Source organism: Streptomyces sp. NPDC056503, assembly GCF_042794995.1.
Taxonomy (GTDB): Bacteria; Actinomycetota; Actinomycetes; order Streptomycetales; family Streptomycetaceae; genus Streptomyces.
In genome coordinates, this window is the sequence record NZ_JBHTST010000031.1 from 18,133 (window position 1) to 31,399 (window position 13,267).

Consider the following 13,267-nt stretch of genomic DNA (forward strand, 5'->3'; position numbering starts at 1 on the left):
AAGGACAAGAAAAAGATTCTGCACTTCTTTTAAGCTGTGCTGCATGATGGACGTGAGACGCATGCAGGTCCTGCGCGCCGTGATCACCAGCGGCTCGGTGACGGCGGCGGCCGCGCATCTCGGCTACACCCCCTCCGCGATCAGCCAGCAGATCGCGGCCCTGGAGAAGGAGGCGGGGACCGCGCTGCTCGAACGGGTCGGCCGGGGAGTACGGCCCACAGAGGCCGGGCTGCTGCTCACCCGGTACACGGCCGTCATCAGCGAGCACCTCGCCGAGGCCGAGACCGCGCTCGCCGATCTGCGCGCCGGGCGCGAGGGCCGGCTGACCGTCCGCTACTTCGCCTCCGTCGGGCCGACCCTGCTGGCGCCCGCCCTGGCCCGCGTGCGCCGCGAGCACCCGGCGGTCACGATCGACCCGCGGCTGGCGGATCCTGACGACGCGGCGGCGGAGGTGTACCGAGGCGACGCCGACCTGGCCCTGGTCGTCCGGCCGCCGGCCGACGCGCCCCGGCAGGGCCTCCAGGTCGTGCACCTGCTCGACGACCCGTACCGCGCGGTGCTGCCCGCCGGGCATCCGCTCGCTCCCAAGCGCGTGCTCGACCTCGCCGATCTCGCCGGTGAACCCTGGGTCCGAAGCGAGCCCCCCGGCCCCTGCCTCGCCCCGGTCACCGACGCCTGCGCCGCGGCAGGCTTCAGTCCGGACTTCGCGGCCACGTCGCAGGACTACGCCACCGCACAGGGCTTCGTCGCCGCCGGCCTCGGCGTCAGTCTCGTCCCCCGGCTCGGACTGAGCGCCCGTCACCCCGGCGTCGCGGTCCGCCGCGTCAGGCACCCCGAGCCGGTCAGGGCGATCCACGCCGTGATCCGGGCCGGTTCTCTGGAACAGCCCGTCCTGCGCACGCTCTTCGACGCCTTCCGCGAGTCGGCCGGGGCAGGACGGACGACGCCGGAGGCCGAAGGGCGCGCGGCCCCGCGTAACCGGAGCAGCAGCTGAAGCGACGCGGTGCGGTGCGGTGCGGTGCGGTGCACCGGTCGTCGGAAACCCTTCCTGGACTCCGAGTCGTCATGACGGGCATCGAGAGGATTCATCCGTGTTCGACGAGCGGTGGGAAGAGTTCTCCCAGGACGAGGACGGCAACTTCTACGGGTACTGGCCGCACCCGCAGCAGCGGCCGGACAGGCAGCCGCCTCCGGTTGAACCGTTCCGACTTCTCTGCCGCTCCGTTGTGAGCCTTCAGGGATGGAGGGGACACGTGCCCAAGAAGGTCGAAGGCCGACCAGGACCCAGCGCAGTGGATGCCGTCACTCCCGGACTCGCGCTCGCGCTGCCGGTACATCGGCGAGTGGACGGCGACGAAACTGCGCTGGGGCCTGTTCGCGGACCAGGCCGAGGGGGACGCGCTGAGCGTGGACGCGGAGGTGTGCGAGACGGCCGTCGTGCACTGCACCCCGGCGCCGCAACCGCTCGCGAGCCGGGACAGCGCTGAGGGACCCGCCTACCGCTGGTGGAGGTCGGGGCGGCCGTCGTGGCCCTGCTGCTCCTGCTGGGTCCAGCCCTGCGGCGGGCCGTACGGGTCCTCCTGGGCGTACGACTGGTGGTGCTGTCGGGGCGCGTACGCCTGTTCCCGGGAGGAGCTTTGCTCCTGGCCGCCGAACTCCTGGCCGTAACCGGAACCCTGGCCATAGGACGGCCGCTGGCCGTACTGCGTCGCGCCGGCCGGTACCGGCGGCGGGAGGCGCAGCTGCCGGGTCTCGTCGGAGCCGGTCGCGTGCCGGCCGCGGCGGGCGGAGTCCAGGTTGCCCGGCCACCAGTTCCACCGGCCGAGGGCCGTCATCAGGGCCGGCAGGACGAAGATGCGGATCACCACGGCGTCCAGCAGGATCGCCGCCGCCAGGCCCACGCCCAGCTGCTTGAACTCCACCATGCTGAGGGTGCCGAAGACCGCGAACACGGCCACCATGACGATCGCCGCACTGGTCACGACGCCGGCGGAGCGGGTGATGCCGTCCCGGACGGCGTCGCGGACGTTCGCCCCGTCGAGGGCGGCCTCCCGGATCCGGCTCACGACGAACACGTGGTAGTCCATCGAGAGGCCGAACAGCACGACGAAGAGGAAGAGCGGGAGCCAGGAGACGACCGCCCCGGAGCTGTGGAAGTCGAGCAGGCCCTCCGCCCAGGTGTTCTGGAACACCGCGACGAGGGCACCGAAGGAGGCGGCCGCCGACAGCAGGTTGAGGAGGATCGCGGAGAGTGCCACGGCGAGAGAGCGAAAGATGACGACCATGGTGGCGAAGGTCAGCAGCAGGATGAAGCCGACCACCCACGGCATCCGGTCCTCCAGGTGGCCGGTGAAGTCGACCCCCTGGGCGACTTTGCCGCCGACGGCGCCCTCGGCGTCCTGGACGGGTGCGATCGCCTCGGGCACCCAGGCCCGCAGCAGTTCGAGGGACTTCCGCGCCCCGTCGCTCTTCGGCGAGTGCGGGGTGCCGACGGCGACGGTGTGCACGCGCTTGTCGGCGGACGCGCGGATCGTCGGCGTCCGGTCGTGGGCGAACAGCTCCTGGCCCTCGGTGCGGCTCAGCAGGGTCTTGAGCGCGGTCTCGACCTCATCGGCCTTCTCGGCGGGGGCCCGCACGGCCACCTGGTGCACGGTGCCCTTGCTGGGGAAGGCGGAGGTCAGCCGGTCCATGGCCTGGACGACCGGGATGTCGCGTGACAGGTCGTCGGAGCCGGGCTGCTTCAGCTTCATGTCCAGGGCGGGCAGGGCGAGGGCGAGCAGGGCGCCGACGGAGACCACGAGGGTGAGCACGGGCCGTACGAGGGCGGGGCGCAGCAGCACGGGCCAGAGCCGGGACTCGTCGGAGCGCATCGTGAGCCGCCAGAGGAGCGGGACCTTCGGCCGGTCGACCCAGCGGCCGAGCTTGGCGAGGAGCGCGGGGAGTACGGTCAGCGAGGCCAGGACGGCGACGGCCACGACGATGATCGACCCGGTGGCCAGGGAGGCGAAGGTGGCCTCCTGGGCGAGGTAGAGGCCGGCCATGGAGACGACGACGGTCGTGCCGGAGACGACGACGGTGTGGCCGGAGGTCTCGGCGGCGATCTCGATGGCGTGCAGGTGCGAGGCGCCCTTGTGACGTTCCTCCCGCTCCCGCTTGAGGTAGAAGAGCGAGTAGTCGACGCCGACGGCCATGCCCATGAGCAGGATGACGTTGCTGACCGCGCTGGTCTCGGGCAGGACGTGCGAGGCCAGGGTCGACAGCCCGATCGCGGCGCCGACACAGGACATGGCCAGCAGCACCGGCACACCGGCGGCGATGACCGCGCCGAAGACGACGAGCAGGATCAGCAGGGTCAGCGGAAGGCTGATCAGCTCGGCCTTCTTGAAGTCCTCGCCCAGGGTCTCGCCGAGCCCCTGGGCGGTGGATCCGGTGCCGATCTGGTCGATCCTGATGCCCTCGTGGGCCTTCTCGGTCGCCGCGCTCGCGTCGAGCAGCGGCTGGACCCGCGTGTCGGCGTTCTCGGTGTCGCCCTTCATGGTCACGGGGAGCAGCAGGGCCTTGCCGTCGGGAGAGGGGAAGGCGGTGCCGACGCTCTCCACCTCGGGCAGGGCCTTCATCTTCCCGGCGAGTTCCTCGGCGGCCTTCCGCGCGGTGGCGACGTCGAGCTTCCCGCCGTTCGCGGCGCTGATGAGGACGTTCTCCTCGGGCTTCTCGAGGAAGTGCCCCGAGGCAGTGATCCGGCCCGCCCGGCCGGACTCGCCGACTCCCGACTCCTCGTCGCTGATCTTGTTCGCGCCGGCGGCTCCGCCCAAGAAGAGACACAGCGCGACGAAGACCACCCACAGGCCGATGGCGGACCACGGATGCGTGGCGCTCCATCGCGCGATCCGTACCGTTGCCGGTTTCTTTCGCACCTTCTGTTTCCTCCCCTTGCTGCGGAAACCGCCGGGGCGGCTGCCGTTCTGCGACGAGTGGAACGCTATTCATGGGCGGAGGGCGGGGACACGAGGCAAACCGCCTGGGTAGGACCGGCTTTCCGCAGTCCTGACCCTGCGGTTTCCCGTAACGAGGACCCTGCGGTTTCCCGTAACGCCTTGAAGGAAAATCTTGATCCGAGCAGAAGAAGACGGCTGGCTTCACTCTCCGATTCGCCCTTCGGGCCGCACGGCAAATCGAGTCCGGCGACAGGGAAATGCCGTCTCGTGGCGTTGGTCAAGGGGGAATGAAGGCAAACCGGAGGAGTTGTTCGCCCCGTTGATGGCTGCAGCCGTGTACGACCCGGATCCCAGCTCCTGCCGCTGGTTCGTTGAGCCGGTGGTCCACGCATTCGGACGCCGCCGTGTGAAGGCGGCATGGGTCGACTACCTGCGGAACGGCACCAGCACCGACCCGACCGGAGTACGGATCGATGACGCGGAGATGGCGGCGCTGCCGCTGCCCCGCCGTGGCTTCCACGGCGGCGACTGGAACCACGTCCTGCGTCCCCAGCCGGCCCGGCCATCCCGGCGGCCCGGACTCCGGAACCGTGCGCGCCGGAGTGGGCTCCGGTCCTGCTGTCCGAGCCCGCGCTGACCGGGACGTCCCCGGACCAGCTGCACGACCTGGTCCAGACTCGGACACCGGACGGGGACACACAGCGCGGCCGCCCGTCCCTGCCGGCCTTCCCTGACCAGGTCCTGGCCGCAGTGCTCCACCTGCGCGTCGATCCGGCCGCGGAGCCCCTCGCCGTACTCCTCGGCAGCAGCCGCACAGCCATGCACCGCACCCTCCTGAAGATCAGGAGGGTGCTCAAGGCGCATGGCATCGCCATCCCACCCACCGCTCCCCCGCCAGCCGCCCTCGCGGTCGTCCACACTCGGGTTCTCGCTCGGAGCGGCAAAGTCGGCAGCAAAGCCAGCAGCAAGATCAAGACGACGTGTTGACGATCTGCAAGCCCTTAGGTGACGCGCCGAGGTGCCGGACGCCAAGGGCGGGCAGGAGTCGGGTCAACGGTCGGCCAGCCGTGGACGCGGGGCCTCACCCGTGGATTCCGCATCGGTGCCGTCGGTGCCGACCGGGCCGCCGGGAAGCATCCGGTCCAGCCACTTCGGCAGCCACCAGTTGGTCCGGCCGAGGAGTGTCATGGTCGCCGGTACCAGCACCATGCGTACGACCGTGGCGTCGATGAAGATCGCGGTGGCCAGGCCGAGCCCGAACATCTTGGTGGAGGGGTCCTCGGCGACGGCGAAGGACAGGAAGACCGCCACCATGATGAGGGCGGCCGAGGTGATGATCCGGGCGGTGCCCGAGACGCCCTCGACGATCGCCGTGCGGTTGTCGCCGGTGCGCTGGTACTCCTCGCGTACGCGGGAGAGGAGGAACACCTCGTAGTCCATCGACAGGCCGAACAGGATGGCGAAGAGGAACATCGGGATGAACGAGACGATCGGAACCGTCGCTTCCAGCCCGATGAGCGCGCCTCCCCAGCCCCACTGGAAGACCGCGACCATGATCCCGTAGGCCGCGCCGATGCTCAGCAGGTTCAGCAGTACCGCCTTGAGCGGTACGAGGACCGAGCGGAAGGCCAGCATCAGCAGCAGGAACGACATCGCCAGCACGGCGGCGACGAACGCCGGCAGGCGTTGGCTGGTGCGTTGGCCCACGTCGGACAGGCTCGCGGCGGCGCCGCCGACGTGCGCCTCGGCCGGGCCGTGCCCGATCGCCGTGGGCAGCACGTCGGTGCGCAGCCGGGCGATGGTGTCGGCCGTGGCCTTGTCCTGAGGGCTGGTGGTCGGGAACACCACGAGGGTCGCGATGCCGGTGGCCCGATCGACGCGCGTCGGCGCGACGGACGCGATGCCCGGATCCGCCGCGACCGCCCCGACGAGTCGGTCAGCACTCCCGGATCACCGGTGGGGTCCGCGGCGATGACGAGGGGACCGTTGGTGCCCGGGCCGAACCCCTCGGCGACGAGGTCGTAGGCCCGGCGCTCGGTACGGCTGTGGGGCAGCGAGCCGTCGTCGGGCAGGCCGACGCGCAGGCCGAGCACGGGCAGCGTCGCGGTCAGCAGCAGCCCCGCCGCGCCGACCGCGTACGGCACCGGGTGCCGGCTGACGTGCCCGATCCAGCGACGCCACCCTGCGGCGTGGGCGGCACCTGCCGCCGGGGCCCGCCGCCGTGCGAGTCGGCCCGGCTTCCCGGTCCGCAGAGCCCGGCCGATCCGGCCCGCCCGGGCCAGGCGTGGGCCGGCGGCACCGAGGAAGGCCGGCAGGAGCGTCACCGACGCGACCACCATGGTCAGAACGACGATCGAGACGGCGAGCCCGCCCACCGTCATGAACGGTACGTTCGCGACCGCCAGGCCGAGGATCGACACGACGACGGTGCCGCCGGCGAAGACCACGGGCCTCCCCGCCGTGGCCACCGCTCGCCCCGCCGCCTCGCGGGGGTCGAGCCCGCGCGCGAGGTACTCCCGGTGTCTGGCGAGCACGAACAGCGCGTAGTCGATGCCCACTCCGAGCCCGACCATGCTGCCCAGGACGGGGGCGAAGGTCGGGACGTCCGTCACTCCCGCCAGTACCGTCATCGTGGCGACCCCGACGGTCAGCCCGAAGACCGCCATGCCGATCGGCAGCGCGGCGGCGACGAGTGAACCGAACGCGAGGAACAGGATCGTGGCCGCGGCGAGGAGCCCGATCAGCTCGCTCGTGCCGCCGTCGGGGTCGGAGAAGGCGTAGAAGAGGTTCCCGCCCATCTCGATGCGCAGGGGCAGCTCGGCGCGCAGCCGGTCGCCGAGTGCGACGAGGGCGTCGAGGTCTTCGGCCGACAGCCGGCTCTGGTCGGGGTACTGCACCCGGACGACGGCGATCCGCCCGTCGGCCGAGACAAGGCCGCCGCGCACGGTGGCGTCCCCGCCTGCCGTGAGTGCCCCCGCCGGGTCGCTCGTGCCGAGCACGTGCGGCAGCCGCCGCACCTCGGTCTGCAGTCGCGTGAGAGCGGTGCGCGCGCTGTCGTGGCCGAAGAACGTCGCACCGCCGTCGAGGGGGGTGACGACCACTTGGGCGGTCATGCCCTCCTGGCCGGTGCCGGCCCGCTCGATCAGTTGCGCGGCCCGTTGGGAGTCCAGTCCCGGAGCGGTCATCGAGTCCGCGGTCCGCCCGCCGACGGCGATCGCGGCGAGGACGGCGAGCGTGGCGGCGATCAGCCATGCCGCGATCACCCGCCAGGGATGGCGGGCGGCGCTTGTGCCCAGGCGCAACAGGGCTTTCGAGAGCATCGGGTCCTCCAACCACCTCGTCGGCCGTCCTTGTACGGCCTCCGATGCCGAGGTTCGTCGCCGCGGCGCTCCGTGGCATCGGCTCGCGGGCCGCGGATCCGTCGGCCCCGGGGCCGAGGGACACCCCGTCCTTTCGGCCGATGCGCGGCACGGCGCGGCCCCTAAGCTGAGAACCGTGCTGCGAGACGACCTGCGAACCCTGTGGACCGAACCCCGGCCGCCCGACGCGCCCGCCCGGGTGTGGCGGGACTGGGCGCTGCTCGCCGTGAGCCTGGTCGCCGTGGTGCTGGAGGCCACGCTGCGCGAGAACGTCGTGTGGCGGCCGGTGGTGGTGGTGTTCGCCGTCTGTACGTGCCTGCTGCCCCTGTGGCGCCGGACCTGCCCACTGGCGATGGTCACGCTGGGGTTCGGCTCGGTGATCCTGCTCCAGCTGGCCTCGCTGGTCGCCGCACCGGGCGAGCACGTCGGCCTGGACACCGGCATGGTCGTGCTCGTGCTGGTGTACGCGCTGCCCCGGTGGGGATCGGGACGGGAGATCGTGCTGGGTAGCGCGGTGATCCTCACGGCCTTCGCGCTGGGGGTCGTCGCGGACGACATCCCGGCCGCCGAACAGGTCGGGGGCTTCGTCTTCCTGTCGCTGCCCGGCTTGATCGGGGCCGCCGTGCGGTTCTGGGGGACCGCTCGCGAGCGGCAGTTGGAGCAGGTACGTTCCCGCGAGCGTGAGCAGCTCGCCCGGGAACTGCACGACACGGTGGCCCACCACGTTTCGGCCATGGTGATCAGCGCCCAGGCGGGCCGGGTGCTCGCGGGCACCGACCCGTCCGCCGCCGTCGAGGCGCTGGAGGGGGTCGAGGAGGAAGGGGCGCGCACGCTGGAGGAAATGCGCGCCATGGTCGCCGCGCTGCGCGACCGCGGGGCCGGCGCCGAGCTGGCGCCGCCTGCCGGTGTCGCGGATCTGGAGCGCCTGGTGCGCACCCCGGGTGGTCGCCTCAGGGTCGACCTGGGTCTCGACGGCGAACTGGACACGCTGCCCCCGGCCGTGGACGCGGCCGTCTACCGCATTGTGCAGGAGTCGGTGACCAACGCCATGCGCCATGCGGTCGACGCGACCGAGGTCGTCGTCCGGGTCACCGCGGACCGACACACGGTACGGGTGAGCGTGCGCGACAACGGCCACCGCACCGGCCGAGGCCGTGCCGGATACGGACTCACCGGACTGCGCGAGCGCGCGACGCTGCTCGGTGGCACGCTACAAGCCGGCCCCGGCGCCGACCAGGGCTGGCATGTCGAAGCCGAACTGCCGAGAGGGAGGACCGAGAGCGGTGCCCATCCGCGTCCTCGTCGCTGACGACCAGACCATCATCCGCACCGGGCTGCGGATCATGCTGAACGCCCAGCCCGACATCGAGGTGGTCGGCGAGGCCGCCGACGGGCGGGAAGCGGTACGTCTGGCCCGCGAACTGCGCCCCGACGTCTGCCTGTTCGACATCCGCATGCCCGTGATCGACGGGCTCGAGGCCACCCGGTCGGTCGCCGGCCCGGGCGTCGCCGATCCGCTGGCCGTGGTCGTCATCACCACGTTCGACCTCGACGAGTACGTCTACGGCGCGCTGCGTGCCGGCGCCCGCGGATTCCTCCTCAAGGACACGGGACCGGACCTTCTGGCCCAGGCCGTACGGTCGGCGTCCGACGGGGAGGCGCTCATCGCGCCCAGCGTCACCGTCCGTCTGCTCCACGCGTTCGCGGACCTGCCCGCCGGCCGGCCCGTGGCCCAGCCGGTCTCCCCCGTCACCGCCCGCGAGGAGCAGGTGCTCCTCGCCGTCGCCCGCGGGCTGACCAACACCGAGATCGCCGACGTGCTGCACATCAGCCTCAGCACGGTGAAGACGCATCTGGCGAGCCTGATGGCCAAACTCGGCGCCCGCAACCGGGTCGAGATCGCGATGTGGGCCTACGAAACGCGCCGTATCCTCCCCGGAACCTGAGCCGGGTGCCGGGCCATGTCCCCTGGGTCCCCGCCCGGACATCAGCGCACCGGTCGGCTCACGTCGGCTCCATGTGCCTCACCCGCCCCGGAGCGTGACGTACCAGGAGGCCGGAACCGGGACGGTGAGACACCCGATACGACAAGACTCCCGACAGCTACCTCGCCGGCTTCGATCTCCTGCGCAAGCGAGCCCTGCCGGCGTGACGACCTGTACCGGCTCCTCGTACACGTCGATCTCGGAGGGCCTGCGAGCAAGCAGCGGTTCGAGGTGCCTCTCCATGGCGGCGAGCCACTCGTCGAGGGCTTCCTCCCTCCGCGGTCTGTCGTGCACGCCGGCTCTCCTCGGTTCGCGATCAGCACCCCAACCTCGTAGGGCCGGATCAGATCCAGCCCTGACCAGCGAGGCAGCTGCCTCCCGAGGCGCGACGCTCCATTACTGCTGCACGGAACCCCGGCCAGAACCCGTTCTCGTGGGGTGCATCAGTACCCGCACCGGGCCGCCGGCTGAGGAGGCGAATGGGCCCGCGGGTGCGCGTGTCGTTCGCTCCGGCGTGGTGCGTCAGCTTTGTCCGTCCGGGTGAGGATGGCAGTGGTCCAGGCAGCAGCGGACGAAGTCCTGGACGGCGGGGTCGGTGTCGGCGGCGGGCGGCCAGGCGACGCCGACGCTGGTCGGAGCGACGCCGGTGACGGGCCGGTAGACGATGCCGGGGCGCGGGTAGAAGCGGGCGGCGGACGCGGGGGCGAGGGCGATGCCGTAGCCGTTGGCGATGGCGGTGAGCCAGTCGTCCGGGTTCTCGGTGACGGCTCCGATGCGGACGGGCCGACCCTCGCGGGCGTCGACGGCCAGCCAGTAGTCGTGCCAGGGGCCGGTCTCGGGCGGGGCGGCGACGAAGGGTTCGTCCCACAGTTCGGGGAAGGGGATCTCGGCGCGACCGGCCAGGGGGTGGTCGTCGGGCAGGACGGCCCACCGGTCCTCGGTCAGCAGCGTTTCGGTCCGCAGGCCGTCCTGACCGGGGAAGGGCAGCCGGAGCAGCGCGACGTCGACGTCCCCGGCGGCGAGTCCGGCAGTGGGGTCCGACCACGGTGCCTGGCGCATGTCCACGCGCCAGCCGGGTCGGCTGGCGGCGAACGCGGCGGTGATGCGCGGGGTGAGTTCGTTGGCGGCGCTGGCGAGGAAGCCGACGCGCAGGACGCGGGCGGCGCGCGAGGCCGCGCTCCGGGTCTCGCGGCGCACCCGGTCCCAGTCGGCGAGCAGGCCGGGGACGCCGGCGGCGAGGGCGCGGCCTGGGCCGGTGAGGGTCATGCCGGCCCGGGAGCGGGTGAAGAGCCGTACGTCGAGGAGGGTTTCCAGCTGCCGGATCTGTTTGGTGAGCGCCGGCTGGGAGATGAACAGCCGTTGCGCGGCGCGGGTGAGGTTGCCTTCTTGCGCGACGGCGGTGAAGTAGCGGAGCAACCGGGTGTCCACATCCATGCCGTCAGGTTATGGATGCAGGTATTGGACCCGCAACTGCGGGTGCGGGGAGGGTGGTGAGCAGGGCCGAACGCCCTCTTGTCGGGCTCTTCGCCATGGAGGTTTCCGTGTTCGCCGTGTACGTGGTCCTCGCCGTGCTCACCGCCGCCGTCCTCGCGTACGGCGCGTGCCTGGACTTCGTCCGGCACCCGTCGATCGCCGCGATCGCGGACCGGGTGAGCGTGCCGCGGACGTGGATGGTGCCGTTGGGGGCGTGTCTGGCGGCGGGTTCGGCGGGGCTGCTGGCGGGGATCGCCGTCCCGTGGGTCGGAACGGCGGCGGGGGTGGGGCTGGTGCTGTACTTCCTCGGGGCGGTCGGTGCGCATCTGCGGGTCGGTGACCTCCGGATCGGCGGGGCGCTCGTCTTGCTGGCGCTGTCGGTCGCCGTGCTCGTCCTGGGCATCGCGGTGCACGGGGCGCAGTGAGCGCGGACTCCCCCGTACGGGCCCGGCCCCTCGCCGTCCCTACGGGGAGCGGCGAGGGACCGGGACCGGGCCGGGACCGGGGTCGGGGCCGGGGCCGGGAGCGGGGCCGGGAGCGGGGCCGGGACCGGTCAGCGACTGACCGGGATGTGGGGCGGGCTCGATCGGGAGTCTCGACCGGGTGATCGCGGGCCCTGCCCGGCAGGTGAGCAGGGCCTGGCGGTCTGCGGGCAAAATCCAGGGGGAGCGGACGGCCGCGCGCTGCTACGGTCGGGCGCCATGAGCTGGCTTCCCGATGACTTCGTCCACCCCGTCCTGGTACCGCTGCCGGGCGGTGGCCATCACCTGCGGCCGATCCGGGAGGCGGACACCCCGCTCGACTATCCGGCCGTGATGGGTTCGCGCGAGCGGCTGTGGACCGTCTTCGGCCCGGCCTGGGGCTGGCCCGCGGCCACCATGACCTACGAGGCCGACCAGGCCGACCTGTTGCGGCACGAGAAGGAGATCGCCGCGCACCAGTCCTTCAACTACGCGCTGTTCGACGCGGCGGAGACAGCTCTGCTCGGCTGCGTCTACATCGACCCACCGGAGAGGGCCGGCGCGGACGGCGAGATCTCCTGGTGGGTGGTGGACGAGCTGGTGGGCGGCAAGGTCGAGCAGGCCCTCGACGCGCTGGTGCCGCAGTGGATCGCCGCCGACTGGCCGTTCGAGCAGCCGCGCTTCCTCGGCCGCGAGATCTCCTGGTCGGACTGGCTCGCCCTGCCGGAGCATCCCGACACGTAAGTGGTTGGCGCACGTACCGATCTCGAAGGCTCTCGATCGAACGGGAGTCTCGACCGAGTGACTGCGGCGGTTTCCGCGCGTGAAAGCAGGGCCTCCAGGTAGCTCGGGGGTGCGATCCCCTTCCGAGTGGTTCCCGGAGGCCCTGTTGTCTTTGAACGGTCGTCATCAAGGTGATCGTCTTGCCGAACGCGAGCAGCGCGCGTCCACCGCGCAGGGACTTCACCGGGGCAGTGGGGATCACCGGGGCAGTGGGGATCACCGAGATCTTCGTCGCTGAACAGACTGGGCTTGGGCGCAAGGCGCTACGGGGAAGAGGCAGGGGTTTCGCACACGGGGCCGTATCCGCTGTCGGGAGTACCCCGTGCGCCGGACCAGCATGGATGTGCCCGGGCGCTTTCGTGGTGTGCGAGCTCTGTCCAACGGCTCGTGCATCCCCTTCACGACCGGTCGTTGGTCTCCCCCTCGAGGTCGGTAGCGGCGGCGGAGCAGGTATCCGTCGGTCCTTGATGTGTGGTGGTTCCGCTGGTTATGTGTCCTGCCGGGGATTCCGCGGCCATGCGCCGGCTCCTCCGCGGAGACCCGGCTGTTTCTTGCGTTCGGTTCGGTTCTCGACGAGGGCTTGGCGGATTTGAGCCGCGGCTCTGCGGGCGTGCTCACTGGTGGAGGTGACCGTCGCGGTGCCGGGAACGAAGCGATGCTCGGGCTGCTGGCAGTAGCTGCAGGGGATGTCGTCGTGGATGAGGTGGCCGTCTTCGCAGGCCGGGTTCTGGCAGGGGCCGCGGCCGACGAGGAACTCGGCGATCTCCTGGGGCGCCCAGCGCCGCCGGTTGTCCTCGTCGCGTTCGTGGATCGCGTGCGACCAGCGGGTGTGCCAGCGGCGTTCGACCCGGGCGAGGAGCTGGGCGGGGGTGCGGTGTCTGAGCTCGTCGAAGAGGATCTCGGGCAGGCTGCGGGGAAGGCGGTGGCCGAGGGCTTGGAGCAGTGGCTGGGGAAATCCCTGCATGACGAAGCCGACGGGGTCGCCTCCTGGCCCCTTCTTCCAGGTGCGGCATGTGCAGGTGCCTGTGTCCGGGGTCCGGTTGCCGCAGCGGGCGCACCGGCCCTGGCATTCGGCGCAGACGCCGTTGTTCAGTCCTTCGAGGTGGGGCGCGGGCGCCCGGCCGCACGAGACGCAGCATGATGCGCACAGCCCACAGAGACGTTCGTCGCCCAGGCGGGTGGTCCAGGGACGTTGCTGGCAGCGGCAGCACAGGTGTGTCTTGCAGTAGTCGCTGTGCGCGCCGTCGTATCGACCGAGATTGTCGAGCACT

At 71.6% G+C, this 13,267-nt stretch carries 10 protein-coding genes and 2 pseudogenes; 6 read left to right on the forward strand and 6 right to left on the reverse strand.

Going from position 1 to position 13,267, the window contains the following annotated elements:
• Positions 1–43: 43 nt before the first annotated feature.
• Positions 44–994, forward strand: a complete 951-nt coding sequence (locus ACFQ8C_RS12405; protein ID WP_383455428.1) for a LysR family transcriptional regulator — start codon at positions 44–46, stop codon at positions 992–994.
• Positions 995–1,496: 502 nt separating this feature from the next.
• Here the strand turns inward: ACFQ8C_RS12405 and ACFQ8C_RS12410 are convergent.
• On the reverse strand, positions 1,497–3,914 hold the full coding sequence (locus ACFQ8C_RS12410; protein WP_383455430.1) for an MMPL family transporter: 2,418 nt from the start codon (positions 3,912–3,914) through the stop codon (positions 1,497–1,499).
• A gap of 463 nt (positions 3,915–4,377) precedes the next feature.
• Between ACFQ8C_RS12410 and ACFQ8C_RS12415 the strand changes: the two are divergent.
• Positions 4,378–4,922 (forward strand): annotated as a pseudogene (locus tag ACFQ8C_RS12415) (ISAzo13 family transposase); the annotation flags it as partial.
• 63 nt (positions 4,923–4,985) lie between these two features.
• On the opposite strand, the gene ACFQ8C_RS12420 reads toward ACFQ8C_RS12415, so the two are convergent.
• Both ACFQ8C_RS12420 and ACFQ8C_RS12425 read right to left on the reverse strand, forming a co-directional pair.
• Complete coding sequence (locus ACFQ8C_RS12420; protein WP_383455433.1) at positions 4,986–5,783, reverse strand: MMPL family transporter; 798 nt, start codon at positions 5,781–5,783, stop codon at positions 4,986–4,988.
• A gap of 350 nt (positions 5,784–6,133) precedes the next feature.
• Positions 6,134–7,255 (reverse strand): annotated as a pseudogene (locus tag ACFQ8C_RS12425) (MMPL family transporter); the annotation flags it as partial.
• A 175-nt stretch (positions 7,256–7,430) separates the two neighbouring features.
• Between ACFQ8C_RS12425 and ACFQ8C_RS12430 the strand changes: the two are divergent.
• Both ACFQ8C_RS12430 and ACFQ8C_RS12435 read left to right on the forward strand, forming a co-directional pair.
• Positions 7,431–8,603, forward strand: a complete 1,173-nt coding sequence (locus tag ACFQ8C_RS12430) for a sensor histidine kinase (RefSeq protein ID WP_383455436.1) — start codon at positions 7,431–7,433, stop codon at positions 8,601–8,603.
• Positions 8,578–9,240, forward strand: a complete 663-nt coding sequence (locus ACFQ8C_RS12435; protein ID WP_383455439.1) for a response regulator — start codon at positions 8,578–8,580, stop codon at positions 9,238–9,240. The genes ACFQ8C_RS12430 and ACFQ8C_RS12435 overlap by 26 nt, the downstream gene beginning before the upstream one ends.
• 78 nt (positions 9,241–9,318) lie before the next feature.
• Here the strand turns inward: ACFQ8C_RS12435 and ACFQ8C_RS12440 are convergent, their stop codons facing one another.
• Complete coding sequence (locus tag ACFQ8C_RS12440) at positions 9,319–9,573, reverse strand: hypothetical protein (RefSeq protein WP_383455442.1); 255 nt, start codon at positions 9,571–9,573, stop codon at positions 9,319–9,321.
• 228 nt (positions 9,574–9,801) lie between these two features.
• Positions 9,802–10,713 (reverse strand): LysR family transcriptional regulator, encoded by a 912-nt coding sequence (locus ACFQ8C_RS12445; protein WP_383455445.1) that lies wholly within the window; start codon positions 10,711–10,713, stop codon positions 9,802–9,804.
• Between the two features lie 107 nt (positions 10,714–10,820).
• On the opposite strand from ACFQ8C_RS12445, the gene ACFQ8C_RS12450 reads away from it, so the two are divergent.
• Positions 10,821–11,177, forward strand: a complete 357-nt coding sequence (locus tag ACFQ8C_RS12450) for a DoxX family protein (protein WP_383455448.1) — start codon at positions 10,821–10,823, stop codon at positions 11,175–11,177.
• 276 nt (positions 11,178–11,453) lie between these two features.
• Positions 11,454–11,957 (forward strand): GNAT family N-acetyltransferase, encoded by a 504-nt coding sequence (locus ACFQ8C_RS12455; protein WP_383455451.1) that lies wholly within the window; start codon positions 11,454–11,456, stop codon positions 11,955–11,957.
• A 526-nt stretch (positions 11,958–12,483) separates the two neighbouring features.
• Here the strand turns inward: ACFQ8C_RS12455 and ACFQ8C_RS12460 are convergent.
• Positions 12,484–13,266, reverse strand: a complete 783-nt coding sequence (locus ACFQ8C_RS12460; RefSeq protein WP_383455454.1) for a hypothetical protein — start codon at positions 13,264–13,266, stop codon at positions 12,484–12,486.
• Position 13,267 lies beyond the last annotated feature (1 nt).

Coding starts and splice junctions, on each gene's coding strand:
- ACFQ8C_RS12405 (WP_383455428.1), top strand. CDS start 44: ATGATGGACGTGAGACGCATGCAGGTCCTGCGCGCCGTGATCACCAGC.
- ACFQ8C_RS12445 (WP_383455445.1), bottom strand. CDS start 10,713: ATGGATGTGGACACCCGGTTGCTCCGCTACTTCACCGCCGTCGCGCAA.
- ACFQ8C_RS12455 (WP_383455451.1), top strand. CDS start 11,454: ATGAGCTGGCTTCCCGATGACTTCGTCCACCCCGTCCTGGTACCGCTG.